The 22811-nt window shown below is 73.2% G+C and carries 19 protein-coding genes; 13 read left to right on the top strand and 6 right to left on the bottom strand.

Going from position 1 to position 22811, the window contains the following annotated elements; genetic code table 11:
- Positions 1 to 101: 101 nt before the first annotated feature.
- Together VFV67_RS10715 and VFV67_RS10720 are read right to left on the bottom strand one after the other, a co-directional pair.
- Positions 102 to 284 (bottom strand): DUF397 domain-containing protein, encoded by a 183-nt coding sequence (locus VFV67_RS10715; protein WP_326469221.1) that lies wholly within the window; start codon positions 282 to 284, stop codon positions 102 to 104.
- Positions 281 to 1138 (bottom strand): helix-turn-helix domain-containing protein, encoded by an 858-nt coding sequence (locus VFV67_RS10720; protein WP_414636222.1) that lies wholly within the window; start codon positions 1136 to 1138, stop codon positions 281 to 283. The genes VFV67_RS10715 and VFV67_RS10720 overlap by 4 nt, the downstream gene beginning before the upstream one ends.
- 130 nt (positions 1139 to 1268) lie before the next feature.
- Between VFV67_RS10720 and VFV67_RS10725 the strand changes: the two genes are divergently transcribed.
- The gene (locus VFV67_RS10725; RefSeq protein WP_326469222.1) at positions 1269 to 1763 is read left to right on the top strand and encodes a hypothetical protein; all 495 of its coding nucleotides are present in this window, start codon (positions 1269 to 1271) and stop codon (positions 1761 to 1763) included.
- 28 nt (positions 1764 to 1791) lie between these two features.
- Here the strand turns inward: VFV67_RS10725 and VFV67_RS10730 are convergent, their stop codons facing one another.
- Both VFV67_RS10730 and VFV67_RS10735 read right to left on the bottom strand, forming a co-directional pair.
- The gene (locus VFV67_RS10730; RefSeq protein WP_326469224.1) at positions 1792 to 1971 is read right to left on the bottom strand and encodes a hypothetical protein; all 180 of its coding nucleotides are present in this window, start codon (positions 1969 to 1971) and stop codon (positions 1792 to 1794) included.
- A gap of 156 nt (positions 1972 to 2127) precedes the next feature.
- A complete protein-coding gene (locus VFV67_RS10735; protein WP_326469225.1) occupies positions 2128 to 2871 on the bottom strand; it encodes an esterase/lipase family protein in 744 nt (247 codons plus the stop codon).
- 228 nt (positions 2872 to 3099) lie between these two features.
- On the opposite strand from VFV67_RS10735, the gene VFV67_RS10740 reads away from it, so the two are divergent.
- Genes VFV67_RS10740 through VFV67_RS10750 form a run of 3 tightly spaced genes read left to right on the top strand, consistent with a single transcriptional unit; the run spans position 3100 to position 8110 of the window.
- Entirely contained in the window at positions 3100 to 5154 is a 2055-nt protein-coding gene (locus VFV67_RS10740; protein ID WP_326469226.1) for a molybdopterin oxidoreductase family protein, read from the top strand.
- Positions 5151 to 6569 carry an FAD-dependent oxidoreductase gene (locus VFV67_RS10745; RefSeq protein WP_326469227.1) on the top strand — a complete coding sequence of 473 codons (1419 nt, stop codon included), beginning with the start codon at positions 5151 to 5153 and terminating at the stop codon, positions 6567 to 6569. Before VFV67_RS10740 ends, VFV67_RS10745 begins: the two co-directional genes overlap by 4 nt.
- 17 nt (positions 6570 to 6586) lie before the next feature.
- Positions 6587 to 8110, top strand: a complete 1524-nt coding sequence (locus tag VFV67_RS10750; RefSeq protein ID WP_326469228.1) for an MFS transporter — start codon at positions 6587 to 6589, stop codon at positions 8108 to 8110.
- A 1-nt stretch (position 8111) separates the two neighbouring features.
- On the opposite strand, the gene VFV67_RS10755 is transcribed toward VFV67_RS10750, so the two are convergent.
- Positions 8112 to 8879, bottom strand: a complete 768-nt coding sequence (locus tag VFV67_RS10755; protein WP_326469230.1) for a TIGR04222 domain-containing membrane protein — start codon at positions 8877 to 8879, stop codon at positions 8112 to 8114.
- Between the two features lie 188 nt (positions 8880 to 9067).
- Between VFV67_RS10755 and nirB the strand changes: the two genes are divergently transcribed.
- The 7 genes from nirB (at position 9068) to VFV67_RS10790 (ending at position 15942) form a co-directional block, all read left to right on the top strand.
- Positions 9068 to 11578: a nitrite reductase large subunit NirB gene (gene nirB / locus VFV67_RS10760; RefSeq protein ID WP_326469231.1), complete on the top strand. Its 2511-nt coding sequence runs from the start codon at positions 9068 to 9070 to the stop codon at positions 11576 to 11578.
- Positions 11575 to 11922, top strand: coding sequence for a nitrite reductase small subunit NirD (gene nirD / locus VFV67_RS10765; protein ID WP_326469232.1), 348 nt, complete (start codon positions 11575 to 11577; stop codon positions 11920 to 11922). Before nirB ends, nirD begins: the two co-directional genes overlap by 4 nt.
- Before the next feature lie 29 nt (positions 11923 to 11951).
- Entirely contained in the window at positions 11952 to 13067 is a 1116-nt protein-coding gene (locus VFV67_RS10770; RefSeq protein ID WP_326469291.1) for a uroporphyrinogen-III synthase, read from the top strand.
- Entirely contained in the window at positions 13064 to 13726 is a 663-nt protein-coding gene (locus tag VFV67_RS10775; RefSeq protein WP_326469233.1) for a sirohydrochlorin chelatase, read from the top strand. Before VFV67_RS10770 ends, VFV67_RS10775 begins: the two co-directional genes overlap by 4 nt.
- A 108-nt stretch (positions 13727 to 13834) precedes the next feature.
- Positions 13835 to 14410: a Uma2 family endonuclease gene (locus VFV67_RS10780; protein WP_326469234.1), complete on the top strand. Its 576-nt coding sequence runs from the start codon at positions 13835 to 13837 to the stop codon at positions 14408 to 14410.
- Positions 14411 to 14561: 151 nt separating this feature from the next.
- Complete coding sequence (locus VFV67_RS10785) at positions 14562 to 15551, top strand: pirin family protein (protein WP_326469235.1); 990 nt, start codon at positions 14562 to 14564, stop codon at positions 15549 to 15551.
- A 31-nt stretch (positions 15552 to 15582) separates the two neighbouring features.
- Positions 15583 to 15942, top strand: coding sequence for a tetratricopeptide repeat protein (locus VFV67_RS10790; RefSeq protein WP_326469237.1), 360 nt, complete (start codon positions 15583 to 15585; stop codon positions 15940 to 15942).
- A 26-nt stretch (positions 15943 to 15968) separates the two neighbouring features.
- Here the strand turns inward: VFV67_RS10790 and VFV67_RS10795 are convergent, their stop codons facing one another.
- Entirely contained in the window at positions 15969 to 16289 is a 321-nt protein-coding gene (locus tag VFV67_RS10795) for an MGMT family protein (protein ID WP_326469239.1), read from the bottom strand.
- An 80-nt stretch (positions 16290 to 16369) separates the two neighbouring features.
- On the opposite strand from VFV67_RS10795, the gene VFV67_RS10800 reads away from it, so the two are divergent.
- Positions 16370 to 19579, top strand: coding sequence for an ATP-dependent DNA helicase (locus tag VFV67_RS10800; RefSeq protein ID WP_326469241.1), 3210 nt, complete (start codon positions 16370 to 16372; stop codon positions 19577 to 19579).
- Entirely contained in the window at positions 19576 to 22800 is a 3225-nt protein-coding gene (locus VFV67_RS10805) for an ATP-dependent DNA helicase (RefSeq protein ID WP_326469243.1), read from the top strand. The genes VFV67_RS10800 and VFV67_RS10805 overlap by 4 nt, the downstream gene beginning before the upstream one ends.
- Positions 22801 to 22811: the final 11 nt, after the last annotated feature.

The following is a 22811-nucleotide window of genomic DNA, read 5'->3' on the forward strand; positions in this document are numbered from 1 at the left end:
CGAACGCGCCGCCCACCACATCTCGGACTACGTCTGAGATGTGGTGGAACCCCGGCGAGTCCCCACTTCGGGACCCGCGAGTTCCCAAAACGGGCCGGTACTCAGACCTGGTTCAGGTTGCCGTTCTTGGCGGCGTTCACCAGTGCGGCACCGTCGATCCGCAGGGTTGGCCCGGTTGGGTTTTTCGAGTCGCGCACAGCGTCGAGGGTGTGGGCCAGTTCGACGCAGCCGTTTGCGCTCGCGCCGCTCCGGCTGGATTTGCGCCACCTGGTCTGATTGATCATTTCCTCTTCTCCAGATCCCTTACCCCTGAGGCGATGAGTGCTGCGGAATCCTCCGGGGTCAGCGCCAAGTCGGTTACCTCGTCGAACATGGCGGCAAATTGCCCGACGTCGTTCTCATTCTCCACCCACACACCGCCAGCCGCGTCTTCCACGAACACAACGGGTAGGTCGTCAGCCGCGTACCCGATGATCATGAACGCTCCTTCCATCGTCGCGTACGCTCCGGCGCGGAATGCCACGACTTGGATGGTCACGTTGTCATGCTTGCCCATCTGCACCAGATGGTTGAGCTGGTCGATCATTACCGACGTGTCGCCGATGACGCGGCGGATCACCGCCTCGTCGATGAGCGCGTGCAGTTTCAGCGGATTGGCCTCGGTGAGCCGCACCTGTCGGTTCATGCGTGCGGTCACATAGCGCTCAGTCCGCTCAGAGACGTGGAACTGCCGGCCCGACGCGTTGATCGCTCGCGCATAGGCGACGGTCTGGAGGAGTCCCGGGACGACCAGCGGTGAGAGGGCGCGCTCGGTGTCCGCCTCGGCTTCCGCCCGAAGGAATGCGCGGAAGGCTCGCGAACTGCCGGCCGGTGTGACCACTCTCGTCGCGGGTTCGCCAGCGTCCTCCCACAGGACCGCTGCCTCGGCACGTTTCGCCTCATCGGCGCCGTAGAGACCAAGCAAGGCCTGGAGAGCAGGCCAGCCGGGACGGATCTGCCCTGTCTCGTAACGACTCGCCGTCGGTTCCCTGACCCGGAGCAGCTCGGCCGCGTCGCGCAGGTTGAGCCCGGCGTCGAGCCGGAGGCGTTCAAGGAGCTGGCCGAGTCGTCGCTTACGCCGGGTGGGGGTGGTCGGCACGCGCAGAGACTAGCGTGTGCTCACCGTGACTGTGGTGGCACTTAGAGTTGCTAGGCGTACTTGCGCCCCATATATTGCGTATCTGCCGTCCAGCCCCGTGGGCGGTCAGCGATGCGGAGGTCGATCCGAAATGAGCGTGGATTCCCTCGGGATCAGCGTGTGCGCAACGGATTCGCTCTACCTGGTGGTCAGCCGGGCGGAGGAGATGGCCGCCCTGGTGATCAAGACCGAGGGGACGCACTGCGAGATCCAGATGGACCGCGCGACCGTGCACGCGCTGCGAGACCAGCTTCCGGCAGTCCTCGCCGGTCTGAACGGGTGGGCGGCCGAGACCGAGCGGTGCCTCGCGGTCGGCGCCGCTCGGCGTCAGGCGGTCGACGTGGCGGCGCGGGCCCGGGAGGTCGCGTTGGCGGTCGAGCAGGCCGGCGAACCGACGTTGGCCGCGTCGCTGCGCCGGTTGGCCAACGATGCGAGCGCGAAAACGACGGCGGTGGAGGTGGCGGTGACCGCATTCGAGGACGCGGCGGTGGAGGTGGACGGTGCCGCGCACCGGCTGATCCATCTCACCGGGGAGGCCGAGGATTTCCTGCGGGGCCTGCGCGGAACCCGACCGGCGCACCGGTGAACGTGTGTGGCCAGGACCGGGTTGCCGGTTACGGCTGTGTGTCGATGATGGTGATCGGGTCGAGGTCGTCGGCGACGGTGCGGAGGGCTCGGGCCAGGTCGCGGCGGTCGGGGTTGGCGAGGCGGCCGGCGAGCAGGTCGTCGACGACGGGGCAGAGGTGGTCGCGGAGCACGATCAGGGCCGCCACCAGGCGGCGGTCCGGGTCCATCTGCGGAGCACCTCCGGCAGTTGAGGTTAGGTGCGCCGCGGGCCGATGCCTTGCCACCCAGGCAAAGCGACCGGGCCGGGAGGGGGTAGGGGGCGGGCAACTCGGCGGGAGCGTGAAAAGGGTGCCGCGGCGCGCGCCGCGGCACCCCGGTTCGACCTAGATGGCGAAGCAGTTGAGCGTGATCGGGGCGCCGCGCAGTGCGTCGGTGATGCCGGTGTAGGTGGTGCCGTCGAGTGGCAGGCCGATGTGGTCGACCACGCGCAGCGGACACCGGGACTGGATGAGCACGTTGGTGGCGCCGTCCCGGAGGGTGGCGTTGTCGATCGGCCGGACCAACTCGTCGAGGACGGTGTAGAGGTTGGTGTAGCGGACGGCGCCGATGGTGTCGTCGCCGGCGTTGAGGTTGTTCAGGAACGCCGAGCCGGCGGCCATCTGGTTGCAGGCCACGATGCCGAGGCAGTTGCCGAGGCCGAAGAACGCGGCCAGGTTGGCGATCACGGTGCCGTAGTGCGGTGCGGCCATGCTGACCAGGCTGTCCACTTCGGACGAACCGCCGAGGAACTTCACGTACTGCCGGGCGACCAGGCCGCCCTGCGAGTGGGCCACCAGGTCCACCCGGGCCGCGCCGGTCTGGGCGCGCACCCGGTCGGCGAAGGCGTCCAGGGCCCGCGCGGTGGCGGCGATGTCGCCGGTGCCCAGGTTCGGCAGCTCGAAGATGGACACCCGGTACCCGTCGTGCCGCAGTCGTGCGGCGAGCGGTTCGTAGAAGAACGCGGGACCGAAGGTGCCGTTCACGATGATCACGGGATCGGGCCCGGCGGCGGCCGCCGGAGCTGCTGGAATGACGAAGAGTGTTGTAGAAATAACGGAGAGTAGTGAGATGCCGATACGACGGATCACGGATGCCTCCATGTGCAGGACGTCGCTGGCCTGTGGTGATCCTCACAGTAAGACGCACCCGAAAGTTACTCAATAGTAACGAGGCAGAAAGTTACTGAACGGTAGCTGGACATCCTCACCGCCGGCCCCGCCGCGCTGCGCAGCCAAGTTCGCGCTCCCGAAACACGCAGGCATCCCCGGGTAACAACCCCTTCCTACGGTCGAGCCCGACCCGGAGGGAGGTGGTGCATGGCCGACACCCACTGCCCGTACTGCGCTCTGCAGTGCGGCATGCGCCTGACCGGTGCCGAGGTGGCGCCGCGCGAGTTCCCCACCAACCGCGGCGGCCTGTGCCAGAAGGGCTGGACCGCGGGCACCCTGCTCACCTCCGCCGCCCGGCTGACCACCCCGCTGGTCCGTACCGGCGGCGAACTGCGGCCGGCCAGCTGGGCCGCGGCCCTCGACCTGGTCGCCGGCACGATCACCCGGCTGCGCGCCGAGCACGGACCGGACTCGGTCGCGGTGTTCGGCGGCGGCGGGCTGACCAACGAGAAGGCCTACCTGCTCGGCAAGTTCGCCCGGGTCGCGCTGGGCACCGCGCAGATCGACTACAACGGCCGGTTCTGCATGTCCTCGGCCGCCGCCGCCGGGTTGCGCGCCTTCGGCGTCGACCGCGGGCTGCCGTTCCCGGTCACCGACCTGGCCGACGCCGACGCGGTGCTGCTGGTCGGGGCGAACCCGGCCGAGACCATGCCGCCGTTCATGCAGCACCTGACCGCCGCCCGGGACGCCGGCGGGCTGATCGTGGTCGACCCGCGCCGCACTCCGACCGCGGAGCAGGCCACCCTGCACCTGCAACCCGCACCCGGCACCGATCTGGCGCTGGCCCTCGGCATCCTGCATGCCGCGGTGGCCGGCGGGCACCTGCGCACGGACTACCTCGCCGCGCGCACCACCGGGTTCGACGCCGCCTGGCGGATTGCTGCCGGTGCCTGGCCCGAGCGGGTCGAGCGGATCACCGGGGTCAGCGCCGCCGACCAGCGCGCCGCCGCCGAGCTGCTGGCCCGGGCCGACCGGGCCTACGTGCTGACCGCGCGCGGCGCCGAGCAGCACGCCACCGGAACCGACACCGTGGGCGCCTGGATCAACCTGGCGCTCGCGCTCGGCCTGCCCGGCCGGGCCGGCTCCGGTTACGGCTGCCTGACCGGGCAGGGCAACGGACAGGGCGGCCGCGAGCACGGTCAGAAGGCCGACCAGCTCCCCGGCTACCGGCGGATCGACGACCCGGCCGCGCGGGCGCACGTGGCCGGGGTGTGGGGGGTGGCGCCGGAGTCGCTGCCCGGCCCCGGCCGCTCGGCCTACGAACTGCTGGACGCGCTCGGCACCGAAACCGGCCCGCGCGCCCTGCTGGTCTTCGGCAGCAACGTGGGCGTGTCCGCACCGGCCGCCGCCCGAGTCGCCGACCGATTGTCCACAGTGGATCTGCTGGTGGTCGCCGACGTGGTCCTTTCGGAGACCGCGGCCCGGGCCGACGTCGTGCTGCCGGTGACCCAGTGGGCAGAGGAGGACGGCACCATGACCAACCTGGAGGGCCGGATCCTGTTGCGCCGCAAGGCCATCGACCCACCGGAGGGGGTGCGCACCGACCTGGCCGTGCTGCACGACCTCGCCGTGCGGCTCGGTCAGCCCCCGGACCGGTTCCCGGCCGAGGCCGAGCCGGTCTTCGACGAGCTGCGCCGGGCCTCCGCCGGTGGCCCGGCCGACTACGCCGGGATCAGCTACCACCGGCTGCGCGCCGGCGAAGCCCTGCACTGGCCGGTGCCCACCGCAGAACATCCCGGCACGCCGAGGATGTTCCTGAGCTCCTTCGCCCACCCGGACGGCCGGGCCCGGTTCGTCCCGGTGGACCACACCGGACCGGCCGAGCCGCCCGACGCCGATTTCCCCTTGCAGGCCACCACCGGCCGGGTCCTGCAGCACTACCAGTCCGGCGCGCAGACCCGGCTGGTGGCCGAGCTGACCGCGGCGGTCGGCGAGGCGTTCGTCGAGGTGCACCCGGACACCGCGCGGCGGGCCGGGCTGGCCGACGGCGACGCCGCGCTGGTCAGCTCGCGGCGCGGCACCGTCCGTGCCCGGGTGCGGCACGTGCCGACCCTGCGGCCGGATCTGGTGTTCGTGCCATTCCACTTCCCGGACGAGCAGCGCGCCAACCTGATCACCAACACCGCGCTCGACCCGACCAGCCGGATGCCGGAGTTCAAGGTGTGCGCCGTGCGCATCGACCGGGCGGAGGCCCGGACATGACCCGGCGGGTGGTGGTCGTCGGCTACGGCATGGCCGGCGCCCGGCTGGTCGAGGAGATCCGCAGGCGCGACCCGGCCGGTGCGCGGGTGCACGTCACGGTGCTCGGCGAGGAACGGCATCCCGCCTACAACCGGGTGTTGCTCTCCGCGGTGGTCGGCGGGTCGATGACCCCGGACGCGGTGCGACTGCCGCGCCCGGCCGGCGTGGCGCCGCGGCTGGGCACCGCGGTGCGGGCCGTCGACCGCGCCGCCCGGCGGGTGCTGCTCGCCGACGGGTCCACCGTGGACTACGACGTGCTGGTGCTGGCCACGGGCAGCCGGCCATGGGTTCCGCCGACCGAGGGGTTGACCGGGGACGACGGGGAGCTTTCCGCCGGCGTTGCCGCGTTCCGCACGCTGGACGACTGCGAACGGATCCTGGCGCAGGCCCGCCCGGGCGCCCCGGTCGCGGTGCTCGGCGGCGGGCTGCTTGGCTTGGAGGCCGCGCGCGGGCTGGCGACCCGGGGCTGTCGGGTCACCGTGATCCACCCGGTCGGAAACCTGATGGAGCGCCAACTCGACCCGGCCGCCGGCCGGGTGCTCGCCCGGATCCTGACCGGGTTCGGCATCGAGCTGCGGCTCGGCGTGCTCGCCGCCGGCTACCTGCGCGGCGACGGGCTCAAGCTGGACGACGGCAGCCTGGTCCCGGCCGAGCTGGTCGTGGTCTCCGCCGGGGTGCTGCCGCGCACGGAACTGGCCGAGGCCGCCGGGCTCGCCGTCGACCGCGGCGTGCTGGTGGACGACGAGTTGTGCACCAACGATCCCCGGGTGCACGCGATCGGCGACTGCGCGCGGCATCCGGGGACCGTGGCCGGGCTGGTCCAGCCGGCCTGGGAGCAGGCGGCCGTGCTCGCCGACCTGGTCACCGGCGCCGACCCGGCGGCGCGCTACCTCGGCACCCCGGTGGTCACCCGGCTCAAGGCCCGCGACGTCGACCTGGCCGCACTCGGCGAGGTGCACACCGGCCCGGACGACACCGAGGCCGAGGTGCTCTGCCTGCAGGACACCGTTGGCGGCCGGTACGGGAAGTTGGTGATCCGGGACGGGCAGATCACCGGCGCGATCATGCTCGGCCTGCCGGACGCGGCGGCCACCGTCACCCAGCTCTACGACCGGGGCGTGCCGGCGCCGTCCGACCGGATCGCCCTGCTGCTCGGCCGGTCCGGGGCGCCCACCGCGCACAGCCCGGCCGACCTGCCGGCGTCGGCGTTGATCTGTCGGTGCAACACCGTCACCAAGGGACAGCTCGTCACGGCCTGGCGCGCCGGCAAACGCGACGTGGCCGGGCTGGCCGAATCCACCAGGGCCACCACGGGCTGCGGAAGCTGCCGGGACACCGTCCGCGGCATCGCCGAGTGGCTCGCCGCCACCAGCTGAGAAGGAGAACCCCGAGTATGAGTGCCACTCTGGAGGCCCCCGCGGCATCACCGGTCCGCCGTGGCGGCCGGTGGATCGACCACTGGGACCCGGACAACGAGGAGTTCTGGGCCAGCACCGGACGCCGGGTCGCCCGCAAGAACCTGATCTTCTCGATCTTCGCCGAGCACCTGGGGTTCGCCATCTGGGTGCTCTGGTCGGTGGTCGTGATCAATCTGGCCAACGCCGGGCTGCCGATGAGCCTGGCCGAGATGTTCTGGCTGACCGCGGTGCCGAACCTGATCGGGTCCACGCTGCGCATCCCGTACACGTTCGCGGTGCCCCGGTTCGGCGGCCGGCTCTGGACCGGGATCAGCGCCACGCTGCTGCTCATTCCGGCGCTGCTGCTGGCCGTCGTGGTGCCCAGCGGTTGGCTCGCGGCGGCGCCGCACGACACCCAGTTCTGGGTGCTGCTGGCCTGCGCGGCGACGGCCGGCTTCGGCGGCGGCAACTTCTCCTCGTCCATGGCCAACATCTCGTTCTTCTACCCGGAGAAGAAGAAGGGCTTCGCGCTCGGCCTGAACGCGGCCGGCGGCAACCTCGGGGTCGCGGTGGTGCAGCTGGTGGTGCCGCTGGTGGTGATCGTCGGGGTGCCGGTGGCCGCGGCCAAGCTGCCCAAGCACGAGGTGCACCTGGCCTACGCCGGCCTGTTCTGGGTTCCGTTCATCGTGGTCGCCGCGATCTGCGCGTGGCTGTTCATGGACAGCATCAGCGACGCGAAGGCGGACACCCGGTCCTACGCGAGCGCGTTGCGGCACAGCCAGACCTGGATCATGTCGATCCTCTACATCGGTACGTTCGGTTCGTTCATCGGCTACTCGTTCGCGCTGCCACTGGTGATCAAGAACACCTTCCCGGAGTTCCTGGCCGCCAACCCGTTCATCGCCACCTATCTGGCCGGTCTCGGCTTCATGGGCGCGCTGATCGGCTCGGTGGCCCGGCCGTTCGGCGGCTGGCTGTCCGACCGGATCGGCGGCTCGACGGTGACCTTCTGGTGCTTCGTCGGCATGGGACTGCTCACCGCGCTTGCCATCGCCGGGGTCAAGGCGCACAGCTTCGGGCTGTTCTTCAGCTCCTACATGGTGATCTTCATGCTGTCCGGCGCGGCCAACGGATCCACCTACCGGATGATCCCGCTGATCTTCAGCGCGCTCGGCCGCAAGGAGGTCGCCGAGAAGGGCGGTGATCCGGCCGCCACGGCGCTGCGGTTCAAACGGGAGGCGGCCGCGGTGATCGGGATCGCCGGTGCGATCGGAGCGTTCGGCGGCTTCCTGATCCAGGTCATGTTCCGCCAGGCCAGCCTGGACGTGACCGCGAAGGTCGCCGCCGCCAGCGCCGCGGAGAAGTCCGCCGTGGCCGCGGCCAACGCCGACTGGTCCACCTCGGCTCTGTGGGTCTTCCTGGCCGGCTACGTCGTGTTCGCCGGCATGACCTGGTTCTACTACCTGCGCAGGTCCTTCGCCGTCAACCGGGTGCCGAGCCTTGCCTACGCCCGGGTGTAGCTCAGAAACCGCCGCCCCCGTCGCCGTCGCCGCCGCCACCACCACCGTTATCCCAACCGCCGAAGTCCGGGACGTGGATTCCGATCACGGCGCCCAGGCTGGCAACCAGGCCGAGGGCCGCGGCATCGACCGGCGCGCCGTGGCCGGGCACCAGCGCGACGCCGGCCGCCGGGGCTGGGTCGTCGTCCGGCGTGCCGGACCACCGGCGGGTGTAGTCGCGGCGCAACCTGCGCAGCAGGCGGTGCCCGGCAATCGTGCGGCGGGACAGCCGCCACAGCACGACCGCGCCGGCGATGAGCGCGAGCAGGGCCTCGCCCGCGCCGCTGCGGGCGGCCAGCCGAACGATCGCCAGCACCACCGCCGCGGCCAGCACGGTCCGTCCGGCCAACAGCCGGAACCGGCCGGGTACCAGCCCGGCGTCGGCCAGCCGGGCGGCCAGCGCGGCCAGGCCGCGGCGCACCGCCGGGCGGCTGGGCAGCGCGCCCGGCCGGGCCTGGACGTGAATGTCGGTGTACACCGCCCGGACGAACGGCTCCAGCTCGGACCGGGACGGCAACGGCTTGTCCGACCGCTCGACCGTGCTCCGGTACCGGATCTCGAGCAGATCGGCGGTGTACAGCACGGTGAGCGCGGTCGCCACGGCTCCCCGGCCGCCGCGGTTCAGGTACCCGATCTCGGTCGGAAGCAGGTCCACCGACTTGGCCGCCGGCGGCAACAGCAACAGCGCCGCCGCGACGACCAGCAGCGCGGTGATCAGCAGAGCATCCATCGAACACCCCCAGGGCTCGAGGTTTCACCCAGTATGCGGCGATCACCGGTCAAGATCGATGCCAAATGGCACGCACTGCGCGGTGAGCTGCGGCGGGAGGGATCCGTAACAGCGTCGCAACTCGGGTGACCCGGGCCGGACACGGCCGGAACTGACGATGGCAGGTAAGCAGGAGGAGGGAATCGCGGATGGCGCGGACCGTGGTCGTGGTCGGCAACGGCATGGTCGGGCACCGGCTGGTGCAGGCCGTGCGGGACCGGGACGCCGAGGGTGCCTGGCGGGTCGTGGTGCTCGCCGAGGAGTCCCGGCCGGCCTACGACCGGGTCGCCCTCACGTCCTACGTGGACACCTGGGACCCGGGTGCGCTGCAACTGGACGGGGCCGAGCACGCCGGCGACCCGCTGGTCACGCTGCGGCTCGGCGACCCGGTTGCGGCCATCGACCGGTCCGCCCGCACGGTGCGGACCGCCGGTGGGTTCGTCCAGGGCTATGACCGGCTGGTGCTGGCCACCGGCTCCGCCCCGTTCGTGCCGCCGGTGCCCGGTGCCGACCTGCCCGGCTGCCACGTCTACCGGACCATCGACGACCTGGACGCGATCCGGGCCAACGTGCGCGACGCCGCCCGGAGCCGGGGCCGGCGGGCCGCGATGGTGGTCGGCGGCGGACTCCTCGGCCTTGAGGCGGCCAAGGCGTTGCGGGACATGGGACTGTCCCCGCACGTGGTCGAGCTGGGGCCGTGGCTGATGCCGCTGCAGGTGGACGAGGCCGGCGGCGCGCTGCTGCGCCGGCTGATCGAGCGGCTGGACGTCACCGTGCACACCGGAACCTCGGCCACCGCGGTGCGCCGCGACGGCGATCGGATGATCGCCACACTGTCCAGCGGAACCGAGCTGGACTTGGACCTGGTGGTGTTCTCCGCGGGCGTGCGGCCGCGCGACCAACTGGCCCGCGCGGCCGGTCTCCCGGTCGGCGAACGGGGCGGCGTCGTGGTGGATTCCGGTTGCCGCACCGGCGATCCGGACATCTTCGCGATCGGCGAGTGCGCCTGCCTCGACGGCCGGGTGTACGGGCTGGTCGCGCCCGGCTACGCGATGGCCGAGGTGGTCGCCGACCGGCTGCTCGGCGGCGCGGCCACCTTCCCCGGCGCGGACACCTCGACCAAGCTCAAGCTGCTCGGCGTGGACGTGGCCAGCTTCGGCGACGCGCACGGCCGCACCGAGGGCGCGCTCGAGGTGGCGGTCAAGGACGCGGTCTCCGGCTCGTACAAGAAGCTCGTGGTCTCCGACGACGCCCGCACGCTGCTCGGCGGGGTGCTGGTCGGCGACGCGAGCACGTACACCGCGCTGCGCCCGCTGGTCGGCCGGGAGCTGCCGGCCGACCCGGTCACGCTGATCGCACCGGCCGGCGATGGCGTGGCGATCGGGGCCGGCGCGCTGCCGGCGGACGCCCAGGTGTGCTCGTGCCACGCGGTGACCAGGGGCGCGATCGACGACGCGATCGCCGGGGGCTGCGCCGACGTGCCGGCGCTGAAGTCCTGCACCCGGGCCGGCACCGGCTGCGGGTCCTGCGTGCCGATGCTCAAGCAGTTGCTGGCCGCGGCCGGCGTGGCGCAGTCCACCGCGCTGTGTGAGCACTTCACGCACAGCCGCGCCGAGCTGTTCGAGATCGTGTCGTCCACCGGGATCCGCACGTTCAGCGAGCTGATCACCCGGCACGGCACCGGGCGCGGCTGCGACGTGTGCAAGCCCGCGGTGGCCTCGATCCTGGCCTCGCTCGGCAGCGGGCACGTGCTGGACGGCGAGCAGGCCAGCCTGCAGGACACCAACGACCACTTCCTGGCCAACCTGCAGCGAAACGGCACCTACTCGGTGATTCCGCGGATCCCCGGCGGCGAGATCAGCCCGGAGAAGCTGATGGTGATCGCCGAGGTGGCCCGGGACTTCGGGCTGTACACGAAGATCACCGGCGGGCAGCGGATCGACCTGTTCGGCGCCACGGTCGAGCAGCTGCCCCGGATCTGGCGCCGGCTGGTCGATGCCGGGTTCGAGTCCGGGCACGCCTACGGCAAGGCGCTGCGCACCGTGAAGTCCTGCGTGGGCACCACCTGGTGCCGGTACGGCGTGCAGGACTCGGTGACCCTGGCGATCGAGCTGGAGCTGCGGTACCGGGGCCTGCGCGCGCCGCACAAGGTCAAGGCCGCGGTGTCCGGCTGCGCCCGGGAGTGCGCCGAGGCCAGGAGCAAGGACTTCGGCGTGATCGCCACCGAGCACGGCTGGAACCTCTACGTCGGCGGCAACGGCGGGTTCCGGCCCCGGCACGCCGACCTGCTTGTGTCCGATGTGGACACCGAGACGCTGGTCCGGCTGATCGACCGGTTCCTGATGTTCTACGTCCGCACGGCCGACCGGTTACAGCGCACCGCCGGGTGGGTCGAGGCGCTGGACGGCGGCCTGGACCATCTGCGGGACGTGATCGTGCACGACAGCCTGGGCATCTGCGCCGACCTGGAGGCGGCCATGGCCCGGCACGTCGAGTCCTACAGCGACGAGTGGCGGGGTGTGCTCGAGGACCCGGACAAGCTGGCCCGGTTCACCTCGTTCGTCAACGCCCCGGGCACGCCCGATCCGATGATCGCCTTCCGTGCGGAGCGTGGCCAGCGCGTTCCGGTCCAACTCGGTGTTCCGGAGGTGGTGCTATGACGGTGCTGCACGAGGGAACGTGGACCCCGGTGTGCCGGGTGTCCGCGTTGCAGCCCAACCGCGGGGTTGCCGCGCTGCTGCCCGGCGGGGCGCAGGTCGCGGTGTTCCGCACCGTGGACGACGAGGTGTTCGCACTGTCCAATGTGGATCCGTTCAGCGGCGCTGCGGTGCTCTCCCGGGGACTGGTCGGCGACCGCGGCGGGGTGCCGGTGGCGGTGTCCCCGGTGTACAAGCAGGCGTTCGACCTGCGCACCGGGCGGTGTCTCGACGACGGCAACGTGTCGGTCCGGGTGTATCCGGTGCGCCTGTCGGACGACGGCACGGTGCTGGTCGGGGCGCAGTGACGCTGGCGGTGGAGGCACCTGGCGTGGAAATGCTGCCACTGGCCGGATACACCGTCGGCGTGACCGCGGCCCGGCGGGCCGACGAGCTGGGCGCACTGCTCGAACGGCGGGGAGCGAGCGTCCAGCACGGTCCGGCGATCCGGATCATCCCGGTGACCGACGACACCGAGCTGCTGCGGGCCACCCGCAGCCTGCTGGCCGAACCGGTCGACGTGGCGGTGGCGACCACCGGAATCGGTTTCCGCGGCTGGATGGAGGCGGCCGAGGGCTGGGGGCTCGGCGACGAACTGCGCGCGATGCTCGGCGGGGCCCGGGTGCTGGCCCGCGGCCCGAAGGCGAAGGGCGCGATCCGGGCGGCCGGGCTGGTCGAGCACTGGTCGCCGGAGTCCGAGGCCAGCGCCGAACTGCTCGAGTACCTGGTCGCGTCCGGAGTGGACGGTCAGCGGATCACGGTGCAGCTGCATGGCGAGCCGCTGCCGGAGTTCGTCGACACGTTGCGCGCGGCGGGCGCGGACGTGGTGGAGATCGCGGTGTACCGGTGGACCGGCCCGGCCGACCCGGCTCCGCTCGAGCGGTTGCTGGACGCCGTGCTGGCCGGCCAGGTGGACGCGCTCACGTTCACCAGCGCGCCGGCCGCGGCGAGCCTGCTGCGCGCGGCCGAGCGCGGCGGGCGGCTGGACGAGTTGGTGCGCCGGCTGCGGGACCAGGTGCTGGTCGCCTGCGTCGGCCCGATCACGGCGGGACCGTTGTCCCGCAACGGAATTCCGGTGGTGCAGCCGGCCAGGGCGCGGATCGGCTCGCTGGTCCGGGAGCTGGCGGTGGCACTGCCGGCCCGGGCGGTCCGGGTGCGGGTCGGGCGCAGCGGGCTGGAGCTGCGCGGTCAGGCCGTGGTGCTGGACGGTTCGCTGCGCCCGGTGCCGCCGGCCCCGATGGCGGTGCTGCGCGCGCTGGCCGGCGCGCCCGGTCACGTGCTGTCCCGGCGGGTGCTCTCCGGCGTGCTGCGCCAGCATTCCGGGCGCTCCGAGCCGGTGGACGAGCACGCGGTGGAGTCGGCGATCGGCCGGCTGCGGGCCGCGCTCGGTGAGCCGCGGCTGGTGCAGACCGTGGTCAAGCGCGGCTACCGGCTCGCCGTCGACGAGCGATGACCCTGGTCCTGGTGGCGCACGGCACCCGCGACCCGGCCGGCGCCGTGGTGATTCACGAGGTGGCCCGCCAGGTCCGCACCCGCCTGCCCGGCGTCCCGGTCCGGGTGGCCTACGCCGACGTCCGCCCGCCCTCCCTGCGTTCCGTCCTGCGCTCACTGTCCGGTCCCGCGGTCGTGGTCCCGGCCTTCCTCGCCTCGGGCTACCACGTCCGGGTCGACGTCCCCGCCCAGGCCGGCCCCGGCGTCACCATCACCCCGCCGCTCGGCCCCGCTCCCGCCCTGGTCGCCGCCGCCCACGACCGCCTGATCGCCGCCGGCTGGACCCCGCGGGACACCCTCGTCCTCGCCGCCGCCGGCTCCTCCGACCCCCGTGCCCTCGCCGACGTCCACCGCGCCGCGGTTCTCCTGGCCGCCCGCACCGGCACCCCGGTCCGGATCGGCTACGCCGCCACCGCCCACCCCCACATCACCGACGTCGTGTCGTCCGCCCCCGGCCGCGTGGCCGTGTGCTCCTGGCTCCTCGCCCCCGGCCGCTTCCACTCCGTCCTCACCACCACCGGCGCCCCCGTCATCTCCGCCCCCATCGGCCCGCACCCCAAGCTCGCCGACCTCATCACCCGCCGCTACCTCGAATCCCGCTGCTACTCCAACGCCGCCTGATCACCCAGCGCAACTCCATCGGTGCGCACTGTTACGGTGCCGCCATCCGCGCTGGCAGGGCGCATCGGCGCGATGGAGCGGTACGGTTGACCCGTGGAAGGAGTTCACATGACGGCCCTGCCCGACGACTGGCCGCATCTCCTACCAACTGAGGGTTGGACTCTGGCAGACATCGAAAGCCTGCCGGAGGGCTCCCCGATGGAGGTCATCGACGGAGTCCTCATCGTGAACCCAAGCCCGCTGCCCTTCCATCAGCGGATCAGCCGCCGTATCTCCAACCTGCTCGAAGCCTCGCTGCCGGCGGACTGGCAGGTGGAAATGGATGTCGACGTCCTGCTGGCCAAGGAGCCATTGACGTACCTGACACCCGATGTCGTCGTCTTCGACGGAACTCTCCCGCTGACGACTCATCCGATCCCGTGCGAGGCGATATTGCTCGTCGTCGAGGTGGTCTCGAAGGGGTCGCGGGTCCAGGATCGCGCCACCAAGCCGTTCGCCTATGCCGAAGCGGGTATCCCGCACTACTGGCGGGTGGAGACCAGGCAGAGTGGTGCGCTGGCCACCACGGTCCACACCTATCGCCTGGGCGCCGAAGGCTATGAGCGGACCGGTGAGCACACCGGGCGGCTCGTGACGGACTCGCCGTTCGCGGTGGACATCGCCCTGGATCGCCTCACCGACTGAGCTGATCGGGCCGTCTCTCCTCGACTGGCCGCCGCTCCTACCAGCGGTTACCTTCACGGCGGGGTCTCGGGAATAATTGAGCTCGCAACTACCTTGCACCAGCTGCACGGGTCGTCAGCCTGGCGGCCCACGAGAAGCGAGGAGGCCGGTCATGCCCGCCGTCACCGCCGACACGCTGACCCTGCCGCGGCTGCCCGAACTGCCCGAGGCCGGTACCGCCTGGCGCGGAGTGCGCCGGATCATCCAGGCCCGCAAGTTCCTCGAGGGCGAGGGCTTCCAGGTGCGCCGCCCGTTCCCCGGCGTCGACCTCTCCCTTGCCGACCCGTTCCTGCTGCTCGACCACATGGGTGCGGTCGAGTACGGCCCGGGCGAGGCCAAGGGTGCGCCGTGGCATCCGCACCGCGGCTTCGAGACCGTCACCTACATCATCGACGGCGCCTTCGAGCACACCGACTCGATCGGCGGCGGCGGCCTGATCACCGACGGGGCCACCCAGTGGATGACCGCGGGCGCCGGCATCCTGCACAACGAGATGCCACCGCAGGACATGATCGCCAAGGGCGGCCTGTTCCACGGCGTGCAGCTGTGGGTGAACCTGCCCAAGGCGCTGAAGATGGTGCAGCCGCGCTACCAGGACATCAAGGCCCGGGACGCGAAGCTGCTGTCCAGCGCGGACGGCGGCGCGTTGGTCCGGGTGATCGCCGGGACGCTGGCCGGGCACGACGGCCCGGGTGTGACCTACTCGCCGATCACCTACCTGCACGCCACGGTGAGCCCGGGCGCGCGGCTGGCGATGCCGTGGCCGGAGGACTTCAACGCGATGGTCTACGTCCTCTCCGGCCGGGGCACGATCGCCGAGGAGGGCCGCCCGCTCGAGGAGGGCCAGCTCGGCGTGTTCGGCCCCGGCTCCGCGCTGACCATGCGGGCCGCCGCCGGCCAGCCGGGCAACTCCGCCGCAGGCTGGGAGATCCTGGTGCTCGGCGGCCTGCCGATCAACGAGCCGATCTCCCGGTACGGGCCGTTCGTGATGAACACCCGCCAGGAGATCGTCCAGGCGATGGAGGACTTCCAGGCGGGACGGCTCGGCCAGATCCCGGCCGAGCACCTGGCCCACCGCAGCTCCGCCGACGAGAAACTGTGATGAGCGAGTCCGCGAGCGAATCCATGGGAAAATGAAGGAAGACATCAAGGAGTTGCTCGACCGCGGCCGGTTGTTCCGGATGTCCGGTGACCCGAGCAACGCGGTGCGGTACCTGTCCGAGGCGGCCGAGGCCGCCCCGGACGACCGCACCGTGCTCACCGAGCTGGCTCTGGCGCATTTCCAGGCCGCGGCGCTCGGCCCGGCCGAGGACGTGGCCCGCCGGCTGGTCGAGCTGGACCCGTCCGACGCCTACGCCCGCCTGCTGCTCGGCCGGGCGCTGGCCCGGCAGAGCCGGCACGCCGAGGCCGTGCCGCACCTGCGGATGGCCGCGGCGATGACCGACGATGCCTACGTGCACGACCTGCTCGCCCGCAGCGAGAAGCGAAGCTGACCGGGGCCGGCCGCGACCCGGACCGGTCAGTCGAACAGGTTCGGTTCCTCGAGCACGTCGACGGCGTCCCACCGGTACCGGCGCATGTTCACCCGCTGCCCGTCCGCCAGCACGCCTTCGGCGCGTAGCAGCTCCAGCTGCCGGTGCGCCAGGTGGTGCGCCGGTGTGCCGTCCGCCCGCAGCACCCGGTGCCAGGGCAGATCGGATCCGTCCTCGGCGAGGATCCGCCCGACCAGCCGCGGCGACGGCGCACCGGACAGCTCGGCGATGTCCCCATAGGACGCGACCGATCCCGGCGGGATGGCGGCGATTATGGTGCGCACCCGCTCGTGCAGCTGCTCGTCCATGCCGTGCACCTTCTCAGTTCGGTCCGACATGCCCAGCGGAGGTCCCGGATCCGGGCCGCCCGCCGTGTTTCCATCCTTGCGTGGCCACCGCGAAGGCACCGCGGCTCGTCCGTCGAGCCGGGACCGCCCGGCCTCGACCACACTGGGACGAGGCGGGCCGTAGGGTGCTCGCCGGCACCGAAGGGTTCCTGCGCGTGCTCGGCGGCCCGGGCACCGGCAAGACGACGCTGCTGGCCGAGGTGGCCGCGGACCGGATCCGTACCGGCGGCGTGGACCCGGAGCAGTTGCTGGTGCTGACCGCGAGCCGGCGCGCCGCCGCCGACCTGCGCGCCCGGATCGCGGCGCGGCTGACGGCCGGGGACGGCGCCGAGCAGGACGCCGTGCCGAGGACCGTGCGCGAGCCGATGGTGCGCAGCGTGCACTCCTACGCGTTCTCCGTGCTGCGCCTGCAGTCCGTGCTGCACGACCTGCCCAGCCCGCGGCTGCTGTCCGGTCCGGAGCAGGACGCGGTGATCCGTGAGCTGCTGGCCGGCGACGTCGAGAGCGGTGCCTGGAGCTGGCCGGCGCAGTTACGCCCGGCGCTGACCATGCCGGGTTTCGCCGAGGAGCTGCGCGACCTGATGCTGCGCGCGGCCGAGCGCGGGCTCGGGCCGGAGGATCTGATCGCGCTCGGCCGGCGGCACAAGCGCGCGGAGTGGGTGGCGGCCGGTCGGTTCGCCCAGCAGTACGAGCAGGTCACCCTGCTGCACGGGGCGGCGGACAGCGCGACGGTGCAGGCCAGCGCGCCCGCCCTGGACGCCGCCGAGCTGGTGGCGGCCGCGCTGCTGGCCTTCGAGACCGACGCCGAGCTGCTCGCCGCCGAGCGGGCCCGGGTGCGCTACCTGCTGGTGGACGACGCCCAGCACCTTGACCCGATGCAGTTCCGGCTGCTGCGCAAGCTCGGCCGCTCGGCAAAGGAGTTCGTGCTGGCCGGCGACCCGGACCAGGCCGTGTTCTCGTTCCGGGGCGCGGATCTGCGCCTGCTGGAGGGTGCCGACGAGCACGCAGGCGCGGCGACCGTCGTGCTGGACACCTCGCACCGGATGGCCCCGGCGATCGCCGCGGCCGTCGACCGGCTGGCCGCCCGGCTGCCCGGCCCGCGGCGCCGGGCCCGGCCCGCATCGGACACCGATCCGGGCGCGGTGGAGATTCGGCTGCACGCGACCGCGGCCGCGGAGGCGAACTGGGTGGCCGATCAGCTGCGCCGGGCCCGGCTGATCGACGGGGTGCCGTGGTCGGAGATGGCCGTGCTGGTCCGGTCGGCCACCCGGTCCATTCCGGTGCTGCACCGGGCGCTGGCCGCGGCCGGGGTGCCGGTGGCCACCTCGGGCGACGAGCTGCCGCTGGCCGAGCAGCCGGCGGTGCGGCCGTTGCTGACCCTGCTGCGGTGCGCGGCGGTGCCGGCCGCGCTGACCGCCGAGTCCGCCGTGCTGCTGCTCACCTCGCCGCTTGGCGGGGCGGACCCGTTGGCACTGCGCCGGCTGCGCCGCGGGCTGCGCCGGCTGGAACTGGCCGCGGGCGGCGAGCGGCCCAGCGACGACCTGCTGGTCGAGGTGCTGGCCGGGGACGACCGGCTGGCCGCGCTGTCCGACACCGAGGCCGCGCCGGTGCGCCGGGTGGCCGGCCTGCTCGACCTGGCCAGGCAGGCCATCGAGGAAGGTGCCACGGTCGAGCAGGTGCTGTGGAACGTGTGGCAGCGCAGCGGGCTGGAGCAGCGCCTGGCCGGCGCCGCCGCGCGCGGCGGAACCATTGGCGCGCAAGCGGATCGTGACCTCGACTCGATCGTCGCGCTGTTCCACGCGGCCGAGCGGCACGCCGACCGGCTACCCGGGTCCGGCGTCGCCGGGTTCGCCGATCACCTTGCCGCACAACGGATCGCCGGGGACAGTCTGGCGCCGTCCGCGGTGCGGGACGACGCGGTCGCGGTGCTCACCGCGCACGCCGCGGCCGGCCGGGAGTGGACCGTGGTCGCCGTGCCGGGCGTGCAGGAGGGCAGCTGGCCGGACCTGCGGCTGCGCGGATCGCTGCTCGGCGTTGAGCGACTGGTCGACCTGCTGTCCGGAGTGGACAGTGTGGCGAGCGTGTCGCTGACCGCGCCGCTGCTGGCCGAGGAGCGCCGGCTGCTGCTGGTCGCGGCCAGCCGGGCCCGGCGCAAGCTGTTCGTCAGCGCGATCCGCGGTGAGGACGAGCAGCCGTCCCGGTTCCTGGCCGAGCTGGCCGGGGCCGATGCCGCGGACGCCGCTGAGGCGGTCGTGCCGCTCGCCGCCCCGCAGCGCGCCCTCGCCATCGCCGATCTGGTCGGCGAGCTGCGCCGGGCGGCCTGTGACGAGCACGTGCCGGCCACCCGGCGCCGGCTGGCCGCGGCGCAGCTGGCCCGGCTGATGGCCGCCGGGGTGCCCGGCGCCGACCCGGACGGCTGGTACGGCGCGGCCGCGCTGTCCAGCTCGGCTGCCCTGCGCGGTACCGACGAGCCGGTCGCGGTGTCTCCGTCGGTCGTGGAGCAGCTGGACCGGTGCCCGCTGCGCTGGCTGGTCGAACGGCACGGCGGCGCCGACCCGGCCGAACTGGCCGCGGTCACCGGGATCCTGGTGCACGCGCTGGCTGAGGCCGTCGCGTCCGGCAAGGACGAGACCGAGGTGCGCGCCGAGCTGGACCGGGCCTGGGACGCGGTGGACGCCGGCGCGCCCTGGTTCTCCCGCCGGGAGCGCACCCGGGTGCACGCCATGCTGGACACCTTCCTGGACTGGCTGCGCGCCAGCCGCACCGAGCTGACCCAGGTGGCCGTCGAGCGCGACATCAGCATCGACCTGCCGGCCGAGCCCGGCGCCCCCCGGGTCCGGCTGCGCGGCCGGGTCGACCGCCTGGAGTCCGACCCGGACGGCCGCCCGGTGGTGGTGGACATCAAGACCGGCAAGGTCCCGGTCTCCGACGCCGAAGCCCGCGAGCACCCGCAGCTCGCCCTCTACCAGCTCGCCGCCGCCCACGGCGCGTTCACCCAGGACGGCCTGACCGAGGCGCCCGGCGGCGCGCGCCTGCTCTACGTCGCCAAGCGGCACCGCAGCACCGTGGCCGCCGAGCGCACCCAACCCCCGCTCGACCCCGACACCACCCGCCAGTGGCTCACCCTGGTCAGCAAGGCCGCCGCCGCCAGCACCGGCCCCACCTACACCGCGACCGAGAACCCCGACTGCCCCCGCTGTCCCGCCCGCACCACCTGCCCCATCCACCCCAGCGGCCGCCAGGTCCCATGATCGGTCCGGGCGAGCTGGCCGCCGCGTTGGGGTTGGTGCGGCCGACGGAGGAGCAGGCGGCGGTGATCGCGGCGGCGACGGAGCCGGCGCTGGTGGTGGCCGGGGCGGGGGCGGGGAAGACCGAGACCATGGCCGCCCGGGTGGTGTGGTTGGTGGCCAACGGGTTCGTGACGCCGGATCGGGTACTGGGGTTGACGTTCACCCGCAAGGCGGCGCGACAGCTGGCCGACCGGGTGCGGTCGCGGTTGCGCCGGCTGGCCGGATCGGGGCTGCTGGACCGGCTGGATCCGAGCGGGGTGCGCACGACCGCGGTGCTGGCCGGGGAGCCGACCGTGTTGACGTATCACGCGTACGCGGGGCGGCTGGTGGCCGAGCACGGGCTGCGGCTGCCGACCGAGCCGGGGGCGCGGCTGCTCACCGAGACCGCGTGCTGGCAGTTGGCGCACCAGGTGGTGGCCGGCTGGTCGGCGGATCTGGACACCGACTGGGTTCCGGTGACGGTGACCCGCTACCTGCTGGCGCTGGCCGGGGAGCTGGCCGAGCACCTGGTGGACCAGCGGCGGCTGGCCGAACATGCCGAGCGGCTGTGCGTCCTGATCGAGAGCGCGCCGCGGGCGCCGCGGCAGCGCGCCGAGTTGGCCAAGGAGCTGCGCGACATCGTTGCCGCGCAACGGTTCCGCGTGGCGATGCTGCCGCTGGTGGCGGCCTACGCCGAGCGCAAGCGCCGGGCCGGCGCGCTGGACTTCGCCGACCAGATGTCCCTGGCCGCGCGGCTGGCCAGCGAGCATCCGGAGGTGGCGCACGGCGAGCGGGAGCGCTACGGCGTGGTGCTGCTCGACGAGTACCAGGACACCGGGCACGCGCAACGGGTCCTGTTGCGCTCGCTGTTCGGCGGCGCGGCGGCGATGCCGGTCACCGCGGTCGGCGACCCGGCGCAGGCGATCTACGGCTGGCGCGGGGCGAGCGCGGCCAACCTGCCCCGGTTCGCCACCGACTTTCCGGCCGCCACCGGGCGCCCCGCGAGCCGGTACGGCCTGCTGACCAGCTTCCGTAACCCGGCCGAGGTGCTGGCCATGGCCAACGCCACGGCCGCGCCGCTGCGTGCCGCCGGGCTCGCGGTCGACGAACTGCGTGCCCGGGACGGCATGGTGCCGGCGGACATCCGGTACGCGCTGCTGTCCGATGTGGACACCGAGGTCGGCTGGCTGGCGGACGCCGTCGCGCACCGTTGGAAGTCCACTGTGGACGATGAGGGCCACCCGCCGACGACGGCGGTGCTGGTCCGGCGCCGGGCCGACATGGCCGGCCTGGCCGCGGCACTGCGCGAGCGCGGGCTGCCGGTCGAGGTGGTCGGGCTCGGTGGCCTGCTGGACGAGCCCGAGGTCCGGGATCTGGTCAGCACGCTGCGGGTGCTGATCGACCCGCTGGCCGGCACCGCGGCCGCCCGGCTGCTCACCGGCGCCCGGTGGCGGATCGGCGCCGCGGATCTGGCCGCGCTGCACCGCCGCGCCGTGCAGCTGGGCAAGGCGTACGAGCCGGAGCCGCAGACCCCCGCGCCGGGCGGTGTTCCGGCATCGCTGTTCCGCGAGGGCGCCGAGCAGGCCGGCCTGGTCGACGCGCTGGACGACCCCGGCGAGCCGGACGGCTACACGGCCGAGGGATACCGGCGGATCCGGCGGCTCGGCGCCGAGTTGACCGCGCTGCGTCGCCGGCTCGGCGCGCCGCTGCCCGAGCTGGTGGCCGATGTCGAGCGCACCATGCTGCTGGACATCGAGGCCACCGCCCGGCCCGGGGTGGTCGGCCGGGCGCACCTGGACGCGTTCGCCGACGTGGTCGCCGACTATGCCGCGACCAGCCCGTCGGCCAGCCTGCCGGCGCTGCTCGACTACCTGGCCGCCGCGGAGAGCGCCGAGGACGGGTTGGAGCCCGGCGAGGTCGAGGTGGCCGAGAACCGGGTGCAGATCCTCACCGTGCACTCGGCCAAGGGCCTGGAGTGGGACATCGTCGCCGTGCCGCACGTGGTGAACGAGACCTTCCCGAGCCGCAGGCGAACCTCGTGCTGGCTGCGCAACGTCACCGAGCTGCCCGCGGAGCTGCGCGGCGACGCGGCGGACCTGCCGCGCCTTGACCTGTCCGGAGCCACCGACCGCAAACAGGTGGAACAAGCCCTGACCGGGCATGCCGACGACTTCGCCGCCCGCGAGCTGCTCGAGGAGCGGCGGCTGTTCTACGTCGCCCTGACCAGGTCGGCGCGCACCCTGCTGCTGTCCGCGCACTGGTGGGGTCGCACCGGCGCCAAGCCGCGCGGGCCGTCCGACTTCTTCACCGAGCTGCTGTCCACAGCGGACGAGTCGGTGATCGACCAGCGGGCGGACGCCCCGGAACCGGGCGTCGAGAACCCGCTGTTGGCCGTCGAGCGGACCGCGTCGTGGCCGCTGGATCCGCTGCGGGACCGGCGCGGCGGCGTCGAGGAGGGGGCCGGCCTTGTGCGTGCGGAGCTGGCCGCGCTGGACGGCACGGCCGAGCAGCTCACGCTCACCGACGACCCGGACGGGTGGGTGCGCGACACCGACGTGCTGATCGCCGAGCGGGCCGCGGTGTCCGCCCGCCGCGAACGGGTGGCGCTGCCGGACCAGCTCTCGGTGAGCCAGCTGGTCGAGCTGGCCGCGGACCCGGACGCCCTGGCCCGCCGGCTGCGCCGGCCGCTGCCGTTCCCGCCCAACCCGGTCGCCCGGCGCGGCACCGCGTTCCACGTGTGGCTGGAGCGGTGGTTCGGCTCGCGCGCCCTGCTCGACGTGGACGAGCTGCCCGGCGCGGCGGACGGCGGCGCCGCGCCGGACGCCGACCTCGAGGAGCTCAAGGCGGCGTTCCTGGCCAGCGGCTGGGCGAACCGGGTGCCGCACGAGGTGGAGGTGCCGTTCGTCTGCGAGCTGGACGGGGTCTCGTTGCGCGGCCGGATGGACGCGGTGTTCGCCGACCCGGACGGCGGCTGGACCGTGGTCGACTGGAAGACCGGCGCACCACCGGACGCCGCGCACCTGCCGGCGGCGACCGTCCAGCTCGCCGCCTACCGGCTGGCCTGGGCGGGGCTGTCCGGCCTGCCGGTGGACCGGGTGCGCGCGGCGTTCCACTACGTGCGGCACGACCACACGCTGCGTCCGGCTGACCTGCTGGACCTGCGCGGGCTGCGTGGCCTGCTCCGTTCGGTTCCGACGCGGTGATCGGGGGTTGC

This window comes from Actinophytocola sp. (assembly GCF_035762905.1).
Taxonomy (GTDB): Bacteria; Actinomycetota; Actinomycetes; order Mycobacteriales; family Pseudonocardiaceae; genus DASYTH01.